This is a genomic window from Candidatus Izemoplasma sp., assembly GCA_036172455.1.
Lineage (GTDB): Bacteria > Bacillota_I > Bacilli_A > Izemoplasmatales > Izemoplasmataceae > JAIPGF01.
This window is the reverse complement of record JAXKVY010000002.1, coordinates 57,615-76,012: the sequence shown is the minus strand read 5'-3', so window position 1 is coordinate 76,012 and position 18,398 is coordinate 57,615. Positions and strand designations below refer to the sequence as shown.

Here is an 18,398-nt window from a genome sequence, read left to right as displayed (position 1 = left end):
AATGTTAGACCTATGCTATATGGAGGTGTTTCATGGAAAATTATTTATCGCAATGGATTAAAATTATTGAAGAAATGAAAAATGATAATACATATAAAACTGCTTGGGGAAGAGGCATTATTGAATGTGCGTATTTAAATGAGTATTCTATAGAAGATGATAATGTCATTATGAAACAGTCTGATATAGCATTAAAGATGATCAAGTATTATTGGAATCAAACTTTCTTCTTTGGACTATCCCAAGGGAAGAACCCAGTGATACTAAAACAAGTAAAGGTATTGATTGAGTATTACAAAAATGAAGTTGATACATACCCAAAACCATGGAATGAAGTTGAGGCATTTTTCTACAAAGATGCTCGCTTATTAAAAAAAGTTATATCTAAAATTCTATCTAATGCACGTATAAATGTTTGCCCAAGATTCAGGAACGTTAAAACAGGCACTTTAATGATTTATGAAATTTTAGATAAAGAAAGACTTTTAGTGTTCAAACAGACAGATATAGCAACTTTGAAAGAGTATGCATTTGTCTTATCAAAACTATTAAACTATAAATGGGCACAACTACTAGAAAGATTTAACTTAGCACCTAAAATTTCACAGAAAGTAAACGCAGCTTCTGAAAGGAAAATTAAAAGAAGTAGCCTCAGAAAGTATAAAAATTTATTGTTAAAATATTATCATAAAGAACAGGTTAGAGATTTTTATACCGGTGAAGTCATTGATATAAAAGATATCCATATTGATCATGTGATTCCATGGAGTTTCATTTATACGAACGAAATTTGGAACTTGGTCGTAACGAAATCTACTACCAATATGAAAAAAGGGAATAGACCACCTACTAAAGTGGAAATAGAGAAACTCAAAAAGCGAAATAGTGAATTAATGGAATCAATTCATGATAACCACAAATTAAGGAAAAAAATTGAATATTCTTTAACGCATCACTCATTAGAAAAACTGTATATCAATATGAAAGGATAGGTTAATGAAAGTTTATAATAAACTCGTTCGAGATGGCATACCGGATATTATAGAAAAAGCAGGAAAGAACTGTAAAACAAAAATATTGTCTGATTCAGAATATGTACATGAATTAAAGAGAAAATTAATTGAGGAATCGCAAGAATTAATAGAAGCAAAAACTCAAAAAATATTATCGAGGAGTTAGCTGACATTAAGGAAGTATTGTCGCATATAATTACTGTAATGAAAATTAGTGAAGAAGTTATCGAGAAGACTAGAAAAGATAAAAATATAAAAAAGGGAAAATTTCAAGATAAAGTGTACTTGTTACATGTTGATGAAAGCATGTGAAACAAATATGCTAGTGGAAAATTATTGATTCTAAAAAGGGGTAATACACTATGACACAAGAACAAACAATTATAAACTTGGTGAAAAATTATTTAGTTCATAAAGGCTTTGTAAAGCTCAATAATATACAGAATCATATTATTGATAGTCAAAATAGTCAAGCGATTTTTAACAATTATGCTAGTGAAACTGCCAAAAAGGCGAAGATTCGAGACACCATTTACAAATATTCAAAAGACAGTGATATTGCGATGCATTCTGGAGAATACTTATTTGAATCAAAATATGAGAAGGTCACTCCAAATCAAGAATTTAGGCTAATCAAAAATTCCAAGCAAGAAGGTCCGCAGTATTTTATAGTTTTCCAAGGCAAAACTTATAAAGAGGAGTACAAAGAAGGTATTTTATGGGCGCCTAGAAAGAGTAAAAATGGATCTGATCCCAAATTTCATTGGAAAAATTTAACTGCTTGTCAGCCTGGAGATATTGTTTTTAGTATTGTGAATAATCGTGTCAATGCAAAAGGTATTGTTGAAAAGAAAGCCATTCTTGCTCCTAACCCATTTGACAATGATCTTTGGATTAATGAAGGATGGTTAGTTGATGTAGATTACTACATGGTTGATGATGGTATCAAAATTAAAGATCATATTGATATTATCCGACCTATGCTTACGGATAAATATAGTCCCTTTAAAAAAGAAACTGGAAATGGGAATGTAGGGTACTTATTTAAGATTAGTAATGAATTAGGAAGATATCTAAATCAATTTATTAGTGATGAATATAAATCAGATCATATTGATGATATCTTTGAAATTTCAGAAGATGAAGAAACAATACTTGAATCAATTCTAGAAGCAGAAGGGTTATCAGAAGCAGACATGATGATAATCGAAGATGCCCCACCCATAAAATCAAATAAACCAAACACAAATAAGAAAAGAGTTCGTTATAAGAAAACAGATTATCTTAAAAAAGCAGAAAGAGATATTAAAAAAGGGTATTTTGCAGAAAAACTAGTAGAAGCTTATGAGAAGAATTATCTCATAAGTATTGGCAGAGAAGATTTAGCCAATAAAGTAAAGTGGGTCGCAAAAGAAGCTGATAATTTTGGGTATGATATTCTATCTTTTGATGAAAATGGCAATGATAAGTATATTGAAGTTAAAGGCACCACTTTAGGTAAAAGCCATCCTTTTGATGTGAGTAAAAATGAAGTGGATACTTCGATTGAAAAGAAAGATAATTATTGGATTTACCGCGTTTATAATTTAGATTCAAATCAACCAATGTTTTACAAGTTCAATGGATCACTAGAAGAAGAGTGTGAGTTAATACCAAGTTCATACAAAGCATATATAAAAGAATGAATTAGGAAGAGCAATAATCCTTATGATTGTTTTTGATTGATTACAAATAATTATCAGTGTGTTCAATGTTCCTGAGCTATAGATTTATTTAAGTTTAATATATGTCATGGTTTTAATAAAAAATATAGAAATGGAAATAGCAAACTAGTAAACTCATAGTAACATTGAATGAATCACACACTCATGGTAAAATACACATAATGATAAATAATAACTCTTGATTGGAGGGGCCTATGCATATAAAAGAGTTCAAGTTTAACAAAGGTGCATTTGATTCAACAAAAGACTCTAGTGAACAATCGTTCTCTAAAGGTGATAACTGGCCTGTCGTATATTTACTAGAAAACGGTAAAGAATTATATGTTGGTGAAACGAATAATTTCAGAAGACGTATGAAACAACATTTAGATAATCCTACAAGAAGCCATTTAAATAGATCTCATTGTATCGTTAATGATACATTTAACAAATCAGCTGTTTTGGATATTGAGGCTAAGTTGATTAATTACTTTGCGGCTGATAATAAGTTTAAGATATTGAATGCTAATGGAGGAATTGGTAATCAAGAATATTATGATCGCTCACAGTATTTAAGTTTGGTTGAACCAATATGGGATAAACTAAGAGCAAAACACCTTGCAGATAAAACAGTCTTTGAGATCGAAAATTCAGATCTGTTTAAATTTTCACCATACAAGTCATTATCAATAGAACAATTTGCTATTTCTAAGATGGTAATGAGTGATATAAAAGAAGAAGGTCGCTCAATTTCCTTTATTGAAGGAAATCCAGGAACTGGAAAAACTGTCTTAGCAATGTATTTTTTAAAACAATTGGCGAAACAATATGGGCGTCATAATGTTGCGTTAGTTGTATCAATGGACTCCTTGTACAAAACATTGAGAAACGTTGCAAAAAGTATTGATGGTTTATATGCTAAAAACATTATTAAACCTAGTCAAGTAGTAAAACATGATTATACTGTCTTGATTGTTGATGAAGCCCACCGTTTAAAAAGACGACAAAACCTATCTGCGGGAGGAGAATATCATACCTTTGACAAAGTTAATGATTACTTGAGTTTAAGTAAAGACAAAGGTGATCAATTAGATTGGATCTTACAACAATCTAAACATCAAATCTTATTTTATGATGCGAATCAATCCATTAAGCCGACTGATATACCAAAAAATAAGTTTGAAGAATTAAAAGTTGATGAATTAGATGACCGACCGATAACAACCTATTCCTTAGAACAACAACATCGTGTTAAAGGTGGCAATGAATTTATTCGTTACGCTAGAGATTTAATGCATAATCGCATTAGAGGACCTTATGATATAGAATCATATGATGTACAGTTGTTTTACTCGTTTAAAACATTTAATAATATGTTGTATCAAAAGGAAAAAGAGTATGGATTAACAAGAATGGTTTCAGGTTATTCATTTGATTGGATATCTAAAAAAGATACATCCCTATTTGATATCCAAATAGAAGGTATTCAAAAACAATGGAATGTTGAACAAGTCGATTGGCCAAATTCAGAAAATGCTATTCATGAAGTGGGTTGTATCCATACTATTCAAGGGTATGATTTAAACTATGTATTTTTGATATTTGGTGAAGAAATTGATTATGATCATATCAATAAAACAATCGTAATTGATAAAGATAAATACTACGATCGTAATGGGAAAGCGAGTATCAAAAATTTAGAATATCTAAAACAATATATTCAAAATATCTATGTTACGATGATGACGCGTGGGATACAAGGTATTTACATGTATGCATGTAACAAAAATTTTAGAACATATTTAGAAAACAGCTTAAAAGAGGTGCAAGATGAAAGAAATTAATGAGCTACTACAAAAACTTAAACAGTTTAGAGAAGAGCGTGATTGGAAACAATTTCACACACCAGAGAACCTAACAAAAAGTATTGTCATAGAAGCCACTGAACTATTAGAAAACTATCAGTGGGGAAATGAACATGCTGATATAGACAATGTCAAAGATGAAGTTGCGGATATCTTTGGATATCTATTATTGCTATGTCATGATTTAGACATTGATTTAATAAAAGAGACACATCGTAAGATTGAAGACAATAAAAAGAAGTACCCTGTAAGTAAAGCATACGGTTCTTCAAAAAAATATACCAAGTTATAAGACATTAATAAAAGTAAGGAATACAACTATGGCCAGAAGAAGAAAAAAACAAGATACAGCTGAACAACTAGTATTATTAATCATATTGATTATTAAAACTATCATAAAATTAATATTTAGAATTATAGTATTTTCGTTTGATTTAATCACATTTTATACATCAAGGTACAAAGAAAAATCAGGAAATAGTTTTATAAAAACCTATTTTGATAAAGGAAACTATGGGGAATTTATTTTGTATAGGAAATTGATAAGAACCTTTGATAAAAAATCTGTACTGACCAATATTTATTTAGAAAATGTTAATACTGATTCAACTGAGATTGATGTAATCGCAGTTTCAACAAAAGGTATATATGTATTTGAAATGAAAAATTATTCAGGATACATATACGGTTCGGAAAGAGATAGATATTGGACTCAAGTCTTAAATAAATGGGTAAAGAATAAGTTTTATAATCCGCTACGTCAAAATTATGTGCACACAAAGGCAATTGAAAAGTATCTTAGTATCAAAAGTGATTCAATTATTCCAGTAACAGTCTTCTCAAATAATAGCAAACTCAGCAAGATTAATGTTGGCAAGAATCACAATGTATTTCAATATCGTGATGCAATTAAATTTGTTAAAAATAAAGAACGACGAGATATTGATATACTTACAATAGATATGAAAGAAGCATATCTAATTGATTTAGTTAAGCAATGTAACATGCCAGAAGATGTTAAGATAAAACATATTGAGCAAGTTAAAGCACTAGTCGGAGAGAACTAACTAGAAGTTTAAGTTACACTACCATTCTATAGGAGGATAGATAACATGAAATGGCTAATATCTGCTAATCCTAACATTTACGATCACTTTAAAGCATTTTATGATAATAAAATTATTGATTGGAGAATGAATAACACAAAATACAAAGTAGGAGATACTGTGTATATTTACTCAACTAGACCTTATCAAAAAATAATGTTTAAGTGTGTTGTAGAAAAAATCAATATTCCCTTTCATGAAATGAAAACTGATTGGGAATATTGGAAGAAAGAACAAAAAAACAGAAAGGCAAATACCTTTGCAAGATTCAAATTAATTAGAACATTTGATGATGAAAAGTTATCTTTAGAGTCTCTAAAAATGAATGGATTAAATTCAGCACCGCAAGGACCTATAAAAGTTGATAAAAAAGAAGAATTGAATAACTACATATCCAGTATAGAAGAACATTGTGATAACTATAATTTTGAAGAAGAAATGTCTCCTATTCTATTTTGTAATGTTGCTCCTATGAAACTATATCAAGGACCCGAGGAAACACCATCAGTTCATGGTGGAAAATATGTTGCGGAGCATGGCATTGGGGATGAACTATTTAATTTTAAAGAAATTAATGGGATATATTATGGGTTTGTTCAACCACCACCAGGGAATCCGAATGTGAGATTTAAAAACTCAATAGATAAATTTAAACAAGCAAAGATTAGAATTGAGAGGTTAGGAGCTAAATCTCATGAGGATTTTATTGAAGGTGTTAACATTATATGGGTAAGCACTGATGATATAAAAGGTAGAGTAATTACCGGTTGGTACAGAAATGCTAAACTATACCGAAAGCAGCAGGCCTTAAATAATGAAAAACGAAGGTTTATTAATGATAGAGGAGAAGAGGAGGAAGCAGGGTATTACATTGAATGTGCTGTCGAAGATGCTACTTTACTTCCTGAAAAAGAGAGAACGTTTAATTGTGATAAGATAGGTCAAGCAAATATTTGGTACGGTGATCCTAAATATAATGTAAAAGTTATTAGATATATTAATCAATACAAGGGGCCTAGTCTTTATGACAAACAAGGATTGAAAGAGAAAATTGAAAAAGATTTAGAAGATGTTCCTGATAAATATAAAGAAACTCTCATAAAATCTAGAGTAGGTCAGAGCCAATATAGAAATCTTATATTAGATAAATTTAACAATAAATGTGTCCTGTGCGGGGTAGAAAATCCAGAGTTTTTAATTGCAAGTCACATAAAACCCTGGAAAGATTGTAAAGATGGTGAACATTTGGATGAAGATAATGGGTTACTTTTATGCCCGAATCACGATAAATTATTCGATAATCACTACATTTCATTTACTGTAGAGGGGAGAATTTTAATTTCAGATAGATTATCTAAGGCAAATAGAACATCCCTCAATCTGAATGAGAACATGAAAATAGCAATAAGTTATGGAAACAAAAAATATTTAGATTATCATAGATTAATTTTTAAGAACTTAAATTATGATTAGGTAATTAGAAGATAGTCAGTATGGGGATAATTTATCCTTTTTAATATATCATTTACTAAACTAGATATATAATAAGTTATATTACTTCTTAAATCATAGGAAAATATTAGATTTTTCTAAACTAAATTGAAATTAAATTATTTTGAAGAGAAAGAAGATGATATGCAATGAAACAAAGACTTGTCGCAACAATGCCACTGATCTCACTGTTTATGTTATTAGTGAGTGGATTTGTATTTGATAATTGGAAATTAGGCTTTAGTTTTTTATTTTTAGTGCCATTATCATGGATATTACTCAGTGATCATTTAGGGAAAAGAATACATCAATCAATGCCCTTGATTACTGTGATTTTATTTTTATGGTTAGCGTTTGGATTTGATTTAGCACATCCTGGATGGGTTGTCTTTTTCTTAATCCCATTATCAGATATGATCTATGAGGGGAAAATAGATGCACGTAAGGTTGTGAGCGTATCGATTACCTTTATATACATTATTATTGGGATCATTTATCCTAGAGCATTTTTCCCAGATAGTTTGAGACTTCTAGGAGATAGTTTTTGGCATCCAGGTTGGTTAATCTTTTTATTAATCCCAATTATTAATAATCTCTTTTTCCCAAATAAGACGAATATTATTTTTATGAATAAAACCGAATGGAAAGATAAAATTAAACATTATATAAATGATTAAGAAGTTAACGATAGTAATGTTTTAACAAAACAATATATTAGAATGACACAACCGAGCAATTCACGGATTTTAGTGAATTGCTCGGTTGTTTTAAATACGATAAGGCTATTTATATAGAAGATTGTATTATTCTCATAACAACATCATAATACACTTGATTAACTTCGGTCCACTTACTCAAAAGACTTTCAAATTCAGGTCGTTTATCCGATGAAACCAACACTACTTTGCCATTATATTTGATTGTTTGATTTTCACGATCAAATCCTCTGTAAATTATGATTTCTTTCTTCTCATTCATATCTTTATGAAACCATAATCGATAAAGGTTACCGTCAATTATCTCATATTTGATCAGCTGCATCAAATTAAACCGATATGATTTAAAAGGGATTTCTTTAACTGACTTTGGATAATATTTACGTAATATATTCTTTTGATAGTATTGTTTTATTTCGATTGTTTTTCCATAGATGGTGACTTCGGTTGGTTCGTTAGATTTTGTGCAATCTTCATATGATCTAAAATAGTCTCCTTCATAATCTACAAGATTATCTGTGATGTGTCTCAGGCGATAATAATTTATAGATTTCGTAGTGTTTTTTATTCGTTCTTCTAGTGTCAGTGGTTGACCTAATGGTGAAGGTGGCGTGTTTGTTTCCCAGTAATAAATAGTATACCGGTAAGTAAATAGAGGAATCATCCATTTGATTTTAATTAGACAATCTTTGTTCTTTTCAATCCTTATCGGTTTATAGTTTCGATAAATTTTACTAATATGTTTAAATTCGAGTTTAGGAATGCCATCTACAATATGCTCAGAGGTCTTGCCAAATCCACGCCATAATTTCTTGCCATTCAATTTGAATATATGTCTAGGAAAATGATAGCGTTCGGATACAAAGGGATCAATGATCGTTATTTTCATAATACTTTCCTTTCTTATTGGTACTAATCCCTTTAAGTGGATCTATCCTAATAAAAAAAGAGCCATCTGTAAGGAATTAGCACCTTGCTTTAGTCAAAGTAGGTTGCTGTGTAGTCATAGAGCCTCTCTCTCGTACACTCTTTATGGTAATTATATTATAACAGGTTTTAATATTAAAAACAATTCAACTTTAGAAATGCATTATGTTTATCAAGAGTGTACTTTAGATAATTTCTTGTATGCAAGGTGCCCATATGATAAAATTAAAATTATAGGGGAGGGAAAAAACAAATCAATAGTTTTTATATCACTTCTTGTAAGGGGAGTTTTTTATTTTTATATATTAACAAAATAAATTAAGTATTATTTTTTGAAGGAAAAAGAAAGGATGAGGCCAATGAGTAATGGATTAATTTTGGGATTTGATTTAGGTATAACTTCAGTAGGTTGGGGAATTATTAATCATGAAAAAGAAGTAGTTGATTGCGGAGTGAGATTATTTGATGAGGCCGACAAAGATCTTAATGCTAAACGAAGAGAAAAAAGAGGGTCTAGAAGAGTTAAGCGACGTCGAAAACAGCGTATAGTTGAAATGAAGCGATTGCTGAAAAGAGAAAATATAATTGATGATAACTTTGTTCATTTAGATAATCCTTATCACATTCGTGTCAAAGGATTAAATGAAAAATTAAACAATCGTGAACTCGCCACTGCATTATTACATATTGTGAAACGTAGAGGGTCATCACTAGATATTGTAATTACGGATGATTCAGATGATGAAGCAAAAAAAATGAAGGGTGTCTTACAGAACAATACAAAACAGCTTGATAAAGCAGATAAGTATGTTTGTGAAGTGCAATTAGACCGACTGTTAAACCATCAAAAAGTTCGTGGTGAGACAAATAATTTTAGAACAGAAGACTATATTAAAGAAACAAAAGCAATATTGAAAAACCAGACATTATCTGAATCGGCTAAAGATAAAATAATTGAATTAATTAAGCGAAAACGACATTATTCAGATGGGCCGGGATCAAAAACATCACCAACCCCTTATGGGCGCTATAGAAAAGATGATGAAGGGAAGATATATAAAGTAAATTTAATTGAAGAAATGCGTGGTAAATGTTCTATATATGATGATGAGTTACGCGCACCAAGTAGTGCTTTTTCTGCTTTGAAATTTAACTTATTAAATGAATTAAATAATTTATCTTTTATTAATGAAGATTTTGAATGGACCGAAGAGAAAAAAATGAAAGTCATTGATGTAATAAAAGAAAAGGGATATTTAAGTCCGAAAAGTAATCCCGCAAAGGCTTTGGCAAAGTTTTTTGATTTAGATGAACGAAATATTACAGGGTTTAGGACCAACAAAAGTAATAAACCAATAATGACAGATTTTAGTGATTATAATAGGCTAGCAAAATTATGTAAAAAACTTGATTCAGATCTTTACTTAAATGAAACAGTAGTGGATCGAATAGCTGAAATCTTAACTAGTCATAAAACTGAATCTGAGCGACTAGAAAAATTAGCTGAATTTATTGATAATGAAACGCTATATAAAGCCATTGCAACATTACCAGGATATACACAGTACCATCGACTATCATTTAAAGCTATTTACTTGTTAAATAAAGAAATGATGACGACACTACAAAACCAAATGCAGTTAATTGAGAGCTTAAATCTAAAAAAAGATCAGGGTAAAACATCGTTAGATATTGATGAAACACAACCAATGTCGCCTGTGGTCAAGCGCGTACAGCGTGAGGCGATTAAGGTGCTAAAAGCTTTGCAAAAGAAGTATGGTAATTTTGATAAGGTAGTCATTGAAACTACTCGAGATAGAAATTCAGCTGAACAACGTCGTAGAATTCAGAAAACACAGAAATACTTTGAAGACTTACGTAACAAAGCTAAAGAAATACTTGGTGAGTATAGTTCTGATCGTATGAGTAATCGAATGGTACAAAAAGTGATGTTGTATGAGGAGCAAAATGGGAAATGCGCCTATACAGGAAATGCCTTAAGCTTGAAAGCAATTGCTAACCAAACGGATGATTATGAAATTGACCATATAATCCCATATTCCATTTCATTAGATAATTCTCAAAATAATAAAGTTTTAGTCGAAGGAAAAGTAAATCAACTAAAAGGCAATAAAACACCATTTGAGTATTTCACTCGTGGGTTAGCATATGGAAAAATAACAACCTTTACTGAATTTAAAAAACATATTAATGGTAATTCAAATTATAAAGGTAAAAAGCGCAAGAGAGAATTACTCTTATTCGCACAAGATGTCAATAAATTTGATGTTAAAGAAGAGTTTCTAGCAAGAAACCTTGTTGACACTTCATATTCTGTGAGACAATTTATGACGTCTTTAAGAAATTATTATAAAAGCAATAATATTGATACCAAAGTATTTACTGTTAAAGGGAAACATACATCTTTGTTTAGAAGTAGAGCAGCTTATGAGTATGGAAAACAGTTACTTAAAGATATGGATAATCCACTTCATAAAGATCGTGATTATTATCGACACCATGCCATTGATGCTTTGATTGTCGCAATGCTTTCAGAACAAAAATTGTTGAAACAGTTAATCATCGATGAACGTAACCAAGAGATGGATGAAGAAACAGGAGAACTTTACTATAAAAACCCTATTTTAGATTATTCATTTGTCGAACGACTAGCGACACTTGGCGACATTACTGATGATGACATTAACTTTGCTTGGAAAGTCGACAAAAAAGTAAATCGTGCGTTTTCAAATGAGACAATATATTCAACAAGAGTGCATCAAGATGAAGAATATGTAGTGCAAAAATATAATATTTATGAAATGAAAGCAAAGGATATTGAACGTCGCTTAATTAAGGAAAAAGAAAGATGTCTTGTCTACAAACATGATAGAAAGACATACGATAAACTTATTAAGGCTTATAAACAATATCAAACAGAAAAAGAACCCTTCTTAGCATTTCAAGAAAATCAAGGTAAGAAAATCACCAAATATGCTAAACAAAATAATGGCCCAGAAATTACTTTTGTTAAATGTTTAACTAAAAAATTAGGGAATCACCTTGACATATCTTCTAATTATAAAACTGATAAAAAAGTTGTGTTGCAAAAAATTTCTGCCTACCGATTAGACTTATACCAAGAACCGAATGGAGATTATAAGTTTGTAACGATTAGATATTATGATCTAAAACCATTTAGAAAGGGATTTAAGGTTAGTGAAGAAGTTTATCAAGAAAAACTAAAAGAAAAGGAAATTTCTAAAGAAGCAAGATTTTTGTTTTCATTACACAAAAATGAAATCATCAAATGGCTTCAAAAAAATGCACGCCCAAAATATTACAAGTTTAATGGCATAAACAATGACTCTAATAATATTATTGAGTTAAAGTATATTAATCACATTTCATCTAAAAGGTTATTAAAGACTATATCAAAAAATATACAAAAAATTGAAAAATATGCAGTAAGTCCAATTGGGCAGTATAGAAAAATTAATAATGAAATATTGAAATTGCGTGTGTAACATGGTATTATATAGGTGAGTTGAAATATACTCACTTGTATAGCAAGGTTTTCGAGGACCTGATAAAACAAGGACAGGGCGAAAGCCCCAGTTCCGAAATCGAAGCGCAATTATTGCGCTTCTTTTTTGTTTAATGGGTTGGAGAGTATTGTATGTTTCTGACGGTAAGTTTATGAATTTATACCTAGATAATCTTAAAATAATTGATCAAAATGATAATGAATTACTGGTACCGATTAGAGATGTACATACATTAATTCTAGATAATTATAAAGCGGTTTTAACAGTACAGTTGATTAATAAGTTAACAGATGAGAATGTCAATGTTATAGCATGTGGTGTTGATCATATGCCAGCATCTTTATTCTTTCCAATTGAAGGTAATGCACAAGCTGCATTAATGTTGAAAAAACAATTGAAGTGGTCTACATATATCAAAGAGTTTATTCAAAAAGAAATAGTCCAAGCAAAAATATATAATCAATTAGAATTACTTAAATATTTTAATAAGGATAATTTTGCGATTTCTAAACTAGACGAATACTATAATGATGTCTCAATTGGAGATAAAACAAATAGAGAAGGCCTCTCGGCAAAGTTTATTTTAGAGCACTATATGGTAAAGGTTTCAAGCGATTTACTGAAACACCGAGAAATGCAGCTCTTAATTACGGTTATGCGATCTTGAGATCGCAAATTAGCCAGTCTATTATTGCAAAAGGATTAAATCCATCATTAGGACTATTCCATAAAGGACCGAATAATTTTTTCAATTTAAGTGATGATTTAATAGAACCATTTCGACCTATAGTTGATAAGTATGTGTATGATCATGTGACAGAGGAAACAGTATTCAATTCAGAGCATAAAATTAATCTAGTAAAACATCTGACACAAAATATATATTTCAAAGATGTATCACAAACCATTTTTAATGTTATCCGTTTATATGTTGATTATATTGTATCTTTTTTGGAAACTGGAGATATTACTAACTCGTTTGAGCATCCAATTATTAAATATGAACACATATGAGTTTATGCGAACCTTAGTTTTTTATGACCTTCCGATAAAAACCAATAAAGATAAAAAAATATACCGACGCTTTAGACGTATACTAATTAAAAATGGATATACTATGATTCAATACTCTGTCTATTCAAAGATATTAAACAATCGCGATGCAGCCAAAAACCACATTAAATTTATAAAGAAAAATGCACCTAATAAAGGAAATATAAGAGTAATGATGATTACAGAAAAACAATATGCAAATATTAAAGTTATTGTAGGAGGAAAATCTTTTATTGAAAATAAACTGACAATTGAACCATTTGTTTTATTTTGAAAGGGGAGTGACATGAAGAAACTTACATTTCAACTACATCATGATTATGTAGAATTTGGCGCTGGTGTAAAAAAATATTTACTTGGATCCAATCAACTAAAAAAGCAAATTATACCCACACTAATGAATATGTATATTAATAAACTAGACGACAGTGATTATTCTGAAGATAATAACTTGAAAAATTATATTAAAGTTGATGATAATGAAATTACAAAACGAAATACAAATTTATTTATTATTCACCCTTACATTAATTTTAATGAAGAGTTAAAATTAAAAAGAAATAGTGTCCTAAAAAGATACTTAGAAGTGAAATTAAAAGATATTGAGCTAGATGAGGAATATACGACATTATCAATCCTATTTCAAGATTTTTCTGAGGTTATTAATTCATATGTAAACTCTATTAATAAAGATATTAACTTTGATATTCAGTTACCAGAGTTAACAATAAAACAGATATTGAAGTTGGTTGAGCCTAGAATCTTGAAGGATGAAATCAGTATACACTTTGATGAACTAAAAATTAATGAAAAAATGACTTTGTGGATTGAGATGCTTTCTACTATTGCGAAAGATAATTTAAATAAAACTCATATCTGCTATATTAAAATGGTAAAAACGAATGAAGATATTATTAGTCAGTTGAATAAATTAAACTCACCTAATCTAATTATTTTAATTGATACAACTCCTCCAGTAAATATTAATTTAGAACATATTGTTTATCTTAAAGACGAAGTGATTGACTTTGCAGATGATAATCAAATTTATGAAAAAATAACATTACAACACTCTGATTTAATTGATCTTAAAACTACAAAAACTGAACTGAAATCATATATTAAAGAACAAAAAACCGCTAAAATAGAAGCAATACTATAAAATTTAACAAAACCTATTAAATACATGGTATAATGTATTTGAGGTTTTGTCACCCTCGAAAATTTTGCTATACAAGGACATTTTCTTGTAGCCCATCAAAACTAACAGTGTTTTGTCACCCTCGAAAATTTTGCTATACAAGGACCCAGAGAACGGCATAGACATAGCCATAGGCATTTTGTCACCCTCGAAAATTTTGCTATACAAGGACTTGCTTGTGTTTTAGATAATCCACTATGCTTGTTTTGTCACCCTCGAAAATTTTGCTATACAAGGACTTTAGCAGACACACCACAAGAATTAATACAGTTTTGTCACCCTCGAAAATTTTGCTATACAAGGACAAGAAAATATATATATAAATATATATACAAGTTTTGTCACCCTCGAAAATTTTGCTATACAAGGACTTTTCCACGTTCCCACACAAGAGTTAAATCGTTTTGTCACCCTCGAAAATTTTGCTATACAAGGACAAATATCGCGGCACTCTATACTTCTTGAAAGTTTTGTCACCCTCGAAAATTTTGCTATACAAGGACTTACGCATGATAGACGAAGTCTACTCAGATGTTTTGTCACCCTCGAAAATTTTGCTATACAAGGACAATTGTACCAAAGCACAAACAATTTAGACGCGTTTTGTCACCCTCGAAAATTTTGCTATACAAGGACTAGCAATAATAGAAGATTGGCTGGAACAAGGTTTTGTCACCCTCGAAAATTTTGCTATACAAGGACAAATGAAAAAATTTGAAACAGGCGAAGAATGTTTTGTCACCCTCGAAAATTTTGCTATACAAGGACTTTATTTTTTTCTTAGAAAATGTAACATATGTTTTGTCACCCTCGAAAATTTTGCTATACAAGGACCATTAAGAACACCAGTGCAAACAATTAGTGGTTTTGTCACCCTCGAAAATTTTGCTATACAAGGACTCGAGTTTGGGACTGAACCCTACAACAGACGTTTTGTCACCCTCGAAAATTTTGCTATACAAGGACTGCGATATGGTGGATATGTAATTGAACTTGTGTTTTGTCACCCTCGAAAATTTTGCTATACAAGGACGACTTGCAGTCCACGCCGATTTGCATTACAGTTTTGTCACCCTCGAAAATTTTGCTATACAAGGACAAGTGACCGTTAACGGTTGCTTGGTAAGGAGTTTTGTCACCCTCGAAAATTTTGCTATACAAGGACCAATGTTGAACCCTACCCTCTTTTTACCACCGTTTTGTCACCCTCGAAAATTTTGCTATACAAGGACTTGACAGTTTAGAAACTCAAACATTTAAAAGTTTTGTCACCCTCGAAAATTTTGCTATACAAGGACTTTCTATAAAGTCTACATAGTCTCCAAAATGTTTTGTCACCCTCGAAAATTTTGCTATACAAGGACATGGGAAACTGATTTGGACCGACCAAAGCCGTTTTGTCACCCTCGAAAATTTTGCTATACAAGGACTTATAATAAGAAATAAAAAAACTATGGAGAGTTTTGTCACCCTCGAAAATTTTGCTATACAAGGACTTTAATCCCAAAAATATCTTCATAAATTCCGTTTTGTCACCCTCGAAAATTTTGCTATACAAGGACTCAACTATACCCAATAAAAGTTTTGTCTGTGTTTTGTCACACTCGAAAATTTTGCTATACAAGGACAAAATATGAAGAATATTGGAGTGTGTTATAGTTTTGTCACCCTCGAAAATTTTGCTATACAAGGACATCTGGTATATATATAAATACTTGATTACTGTTTTGTCACCCTCGAAAATTTTGCTATACAAGGACTATTAGGTGTATCACAACCAACTCAAGCGCGTTTTGTCACCCTCGAAAATTTTGCTATACAAGGACATCTGCATTAGCACTACCAACTTGTCCTGTGTTTTGTTACCCTCGAAAATTTTGCTATACAAGGACCTAATGATTTCCAATCCCATAATGCGTCCCGTTTTGTCACCCTCGAAAATTTTGCTATACAAGGACTATTTATAGTCTCTCTAAGTCTCGGAAATCGTTTTGTCACCCTCGAAAATTTTGCTATACAAGGACTAACAAAATATAAAAAGGGGCTCTAGTACAGTTTTGTCACCCTCGAAAATTTTGCAATATGAAATAATCTAGAAGTATACTATTTCACAATTTTTTTAATTTTATACTTGTAGTTTTTTTATTTTATGATCTTTCTAACTATGAATATTAGACAATAATAAATTATTTTATTCTTTTAATTAAACGAATCCATCTAACTTTTTTTCTTTAAAGGTTGTCCTTGAATAGTTCGGTAAAGCATTTTATAATATAAGATAAGTGTTCTGGGCAATAGAAACACTAAAAGGATGTGATGATTAGTCATATTTAGCTAATACAAGTAACTAAACAGATAACAAGTAAAGTAGAAGTGAATACATTAACTCAGACAAGTCTTTAAAACAACTATTGGAAGGTGTATTTATGACAATAAACAAACAAGACAGCGTGGTGTATCTGGTTGGTTCTGGTGCGGAGAAAGATATTGGTATCCCGTTAGGTAATGACTTTCTTGCCGAAGTGTTTTTAAGTTATCCCGGAAATATTTTTATTAATCTAAAACATAGTAGTCATATTGATTTTATCTATACTGATACACATATTAATCATTTATGTGAACAGTCTTTTTTAAGTTATAAACTTGAAACGGTTAAAGAAGTTATTAAAGATTACTATGGTAAGTCATTTGATGAGATCAATGAAATTGATATTCTTAAACAACATAAACAGTTAACAACACAATTAATCGAGGCAGAGACACGGTTTTTAAAAGATGTGCGAAAACTGTTTATTTTACCACTCTATATCTTAATCCAAGCGAAGATTCTCGATATGCCAGATGACACTGATATCCCAGAAAACATAGAAGCGGTGATGATGCGTATAGGTCATATTTTTAACAGATGACATCACCAATTTTAAAAAACTAAATAAACGCCATTTTGAGCGTAATTTTAATCGACCAATCTATGAGTATGTATTACGTAATGTAACGTATCGTAAAGATATTTTATCTGATTCTAAACATATCCAGGAGTTAGAAGATTATGACAAGCTTGTCAAACTCGTAGTCTTTTTGAGGCGATACTTAGTTCAAACCACTGACTTTAGTCAGTATTTATCTGATATCTATACAACGTTTGATACCGCCTTTGATGATGATCGTTTTAAACCGATTAATCTTGCGTTAATTGGGCAGATTTTAAAACATAAATATGCTCATATTTCGTTAAATAACTTAGAGAATAACTATCTCTATCAGTACTTTAAAAAAGCGTTTAAGAACGCCGTGGCCTTTACAACCAATTACACGGATGCGTTTCATAAAATTAGTAACGTAAAAACCCATTATTTACATGGTAACTTTTGGGAATGTTATTATAGTGATGACCATGAGATTGGGATGTGTAACTACGATAACTCAGTATTTAAGTTGAACTCATTTCCATACTTGATGTTACAAAGTGCGCAAAAGTCATTTAACATCCCACAAGTAAGACATCGGTTTAATCAATTTGAAGAAGCCGTTAAAACACAAAATCATTTAATCATAATTGGATATTCGTTTTCTAAAGATGATAACCATATCCATCGAATTGTAGAAACCGCCTTGAAATCAAACACACAGGTGTTTTATTTCAACTATGACAATCGTAATACAATCCCAAAACGTTTAAATACAAAATGCTTTTATAATATCCCCTATTATCATAAAGGGATAAAAGAAGGAGACGCATTAATTAGTTACATAAATAATCATATAGAATAAAAGT

The 18,398-nt window shown here is 30.5% G+C and carries 15 protein-coding genes, 1 pseudogene, 1 CRISPR repeat array and 1 riboswitch; of the genes and pseudogenes, 15 read left to right on the top strand and 1 reads right to left on the bottom strand.

Annotated elements, in window-relative coordinates; translation table 11 throughout:
- Nucleotides 1-32: 32 nt before the first annotated feature.
- The 8 genes from UMR38_03000 (at nucleotide 33) to UMR38_02965 (ending at nucleotide 7,855) form a co-directional block, all read left to right on the top strand.
- Entirely contained in the window at nucleotides 33-992 is a 960-nt protein-coding gene (locus UMR38_03000; protein MEC9484828.1) for an HNH endonuclease domain-containing protein, read from the top strand.
- 4 nt (nucleotides 993-996) lie between these two features.
- Complete coding sequence (locus UMR38_02995; protein MEC9484827.1) at nucleotides 997-1,179, top strand: nucleoside triphosphate pyrophosphohydrolase; 183 nt, start codon at nucleotides 997-999, stop codon at nucleotides 1,177-1,179.
- A gap of 196 nt (nucleotides 1,180-1,375) precedes the next feature.
- Nucleotides 1,376-2,698: a DUF3883 domain-containing protein gene (locus UMR38_02990; protein MEC9484826.1), complete on the top strand. Its 1,323-nt coding sequence runs from the start codon at nucleotides 1,376-1,378 to the stop codon at nucleotides 2,696-2,698.
- Nucleotides 2,699-2,931: 233 nt separating this feature from the next.
- Nucleotides 2,932-4,560 (top strand): DNA/RNA helicase domain-containing protein, encoded by a 1,629-nt coding sequence (locus tag UMR38_02985; protein MEC9484825.1) that lies wholly within the window; start codon nucleotides 2,932-2,934, stop codon nucleotides 4,558-4,560.
- The gene (locus UMR38_02980; protein ID MEC9484824.1) at nucleotides 4,547-4,873 is read left to right on the top strand and encodes a nucleotide pyrophosphohydrolase; all 327 of its coding nucleotides are present in this window, start codon (nucleotides 4,547-4,549) and stop codon (nucleotides 4,871-4,873) included. Before UMR38_02985 ends, UMR38_02980 begins: the two co-directional genes overlap by 14 nt.
- 28 nt (nucleotides 4,874-4,901) lie before the next feature.
- Nucleotides 4,902-5,648, top strand: coding sequence for a nuclease-related domain-containing protein (locus tag UMR38_02975; protein ID MEC9484823.1), 747 nt, complete (start codon nucleotides 4,902-4,904; stop codon nucleotides 5,646-5,648).
- Nucleotides 5,649-5,693: 45 nt separating this feature from the next.
- The gene (locus UMR38_02970; GenBank protein ID MEC9484822.1) at nucleotides 5,694-7,160 is read left to right on the top strand and encodes an HNH endonuclease signature motif containing protein; all 1,467 of its coding nucleotides are present in this window, start codon (nucleotides 5,694-5,696) and stop codon (nucleotides 7,158-7,160) included.
- Between the two features lie 167 nt (nucleotides 7,161-7,327).
- On the top strand, nucleotides 7,328-7,855 hold the full coding sequence (locus UMR38_02965; GenBank protein ID MEC9484821.1) for a hypothetical protein: 528 nt from the start codon (nucleotides 7,328-7,330) through the stop codon (nucleotides 7,853-7,855).
- A 109-nt stretch (nucleotides 7,856-7,964) separates the two neighbouring features.
- Here the strand turns inward: UMR38_02965 and UMR38_02960 are convergent, their stop codons facing one another.
- Complete coding sequence (locus tag UMR38_02960; GenBank protein MEC9484820.1) at nucleotides 7,965-8,783, bottom strand: hypothetical protein; 819 nt, start codon at nucleotides 8,781-8,783, stop codon at nucleotides 7,965-7,967.
- 42 nt (nucleotides 8,784-8,825) lie between these two features.
- A riboswitch (SAM riboswitch) is annotated at nucleotides 8,826-8,933 on the bottom strand.
- A 247-nt stretch (nucleotides 8,934-9,180) separates the two neighbouring features.
- On the opposite strand from UMR38_02960, the gene cas9 reads away from it, so the two are divergent.
- The 7 genes and pseudogenes from cas9 to UMR38_02925 all read left to right on the top strand — a co-directional run bounded on the left by cas9 (nucleotide 9,181) and on the right by UMR38_02925 (nucleotide 18,394).
- Nucleotides 9,181-12,348: a type II CRISPR RNA-guided endonuclease Cas9 gene (gene cas9, locus UMR38_02955; GenBank protein MEC9484819.1), complete on the top strand. Its 3,168-nt coding sequence runs from the start codon at nucleotides 9,181-9,183 to the stop codon at nucleotides 12,346-12,348.
- A 133-nt stretch (nucleotides 12,349-12,481) separates the two neighbouring features.
- Nucleotides 12,482-13,036 carry a type II CRISPR-associated endonuclease Cas1 gene (gene cas1, locus UMR38_02950; protein MEC9484818.1) on the top strand — a complete coding sequence of 185 codons (555 nt, stop codon included), beginning with the start codon at nucleotides 12,482-12,484 and terminating at the stop codon, nucleotides 13,034-13,036.
- Nucleotides 13,003-13,383, top strand: a pseudogene (locus UMR38_02945) (CRISPR-associated endonuclease Cas1). The gene cas1 and the pseudogene UMR38_02945 overlap by 34 nt, the downstream one beginning before the upstream one ends.
- Complete coding sequence (gene cas2, locus UMR38_02940) at nucleotides 13,283-13,696, top strand: CRISPR-associated endonuclease Cas2 (protein ID MEC9484817.1); 414 nt, start codon at nucleotides 13,283-13,285, stop codon at nucleotides 13,694-13,696. The pseudogene UMR38_02945 and the gene cas2 overlap by 101 nt, the downstream one beginning before the upstream one ends.
- Before the next feature lie 12 nt (nucleotides 13,697-13,708).
- On the top strand, nucleotides 13,709-14,584 hold the full coding sequence (locus UMR38_02935; GenBank protein ID MEC9484816.1) for a hypothetical protein: 876 nt from the start codon (nucleotides 13,709-13,711) through the stop codon (nucleotides 14,582-14,584).
- Between the two features lie 43 nt (nucleotides 14,585-14,627).
- Nucleotides 14,628-16,713: a CRISPR direct-repeat array (repeat unit 36 nt; unit sequence GTTTTGTCACCCTCGAAAATTTTGCTATACAAGGAC).
- Nucleotides 16,714-17,049: 336 nt separating this feature from the next.
- Nucleotides 17,050-17,532, top strand: a complete 483-nt coding sequence (locus tag UMR38_02930; GenBank protein ID MEC9484815.1) for a hypothetical protein — start codon at nucleotides 17,050-17,052, stop codon at nucleotides 17,530-17,532.
- Between the two features lie 169 nt (nucleotides 17,533-17,701).
- Complete coding sequence (locus tag UMR38_02925) at nucleotides 17,702-18,394, top strand: hypothetical protein (GenBank protein MEC9484814.1); 693 nt, start codon at nucleotides 17,702-17,704, stop codon at nucleotides 18,392-18,394.
- The last annotated feature ends 4 nt before the right edge of the window (nucleotides 18,395-18,398 follow it).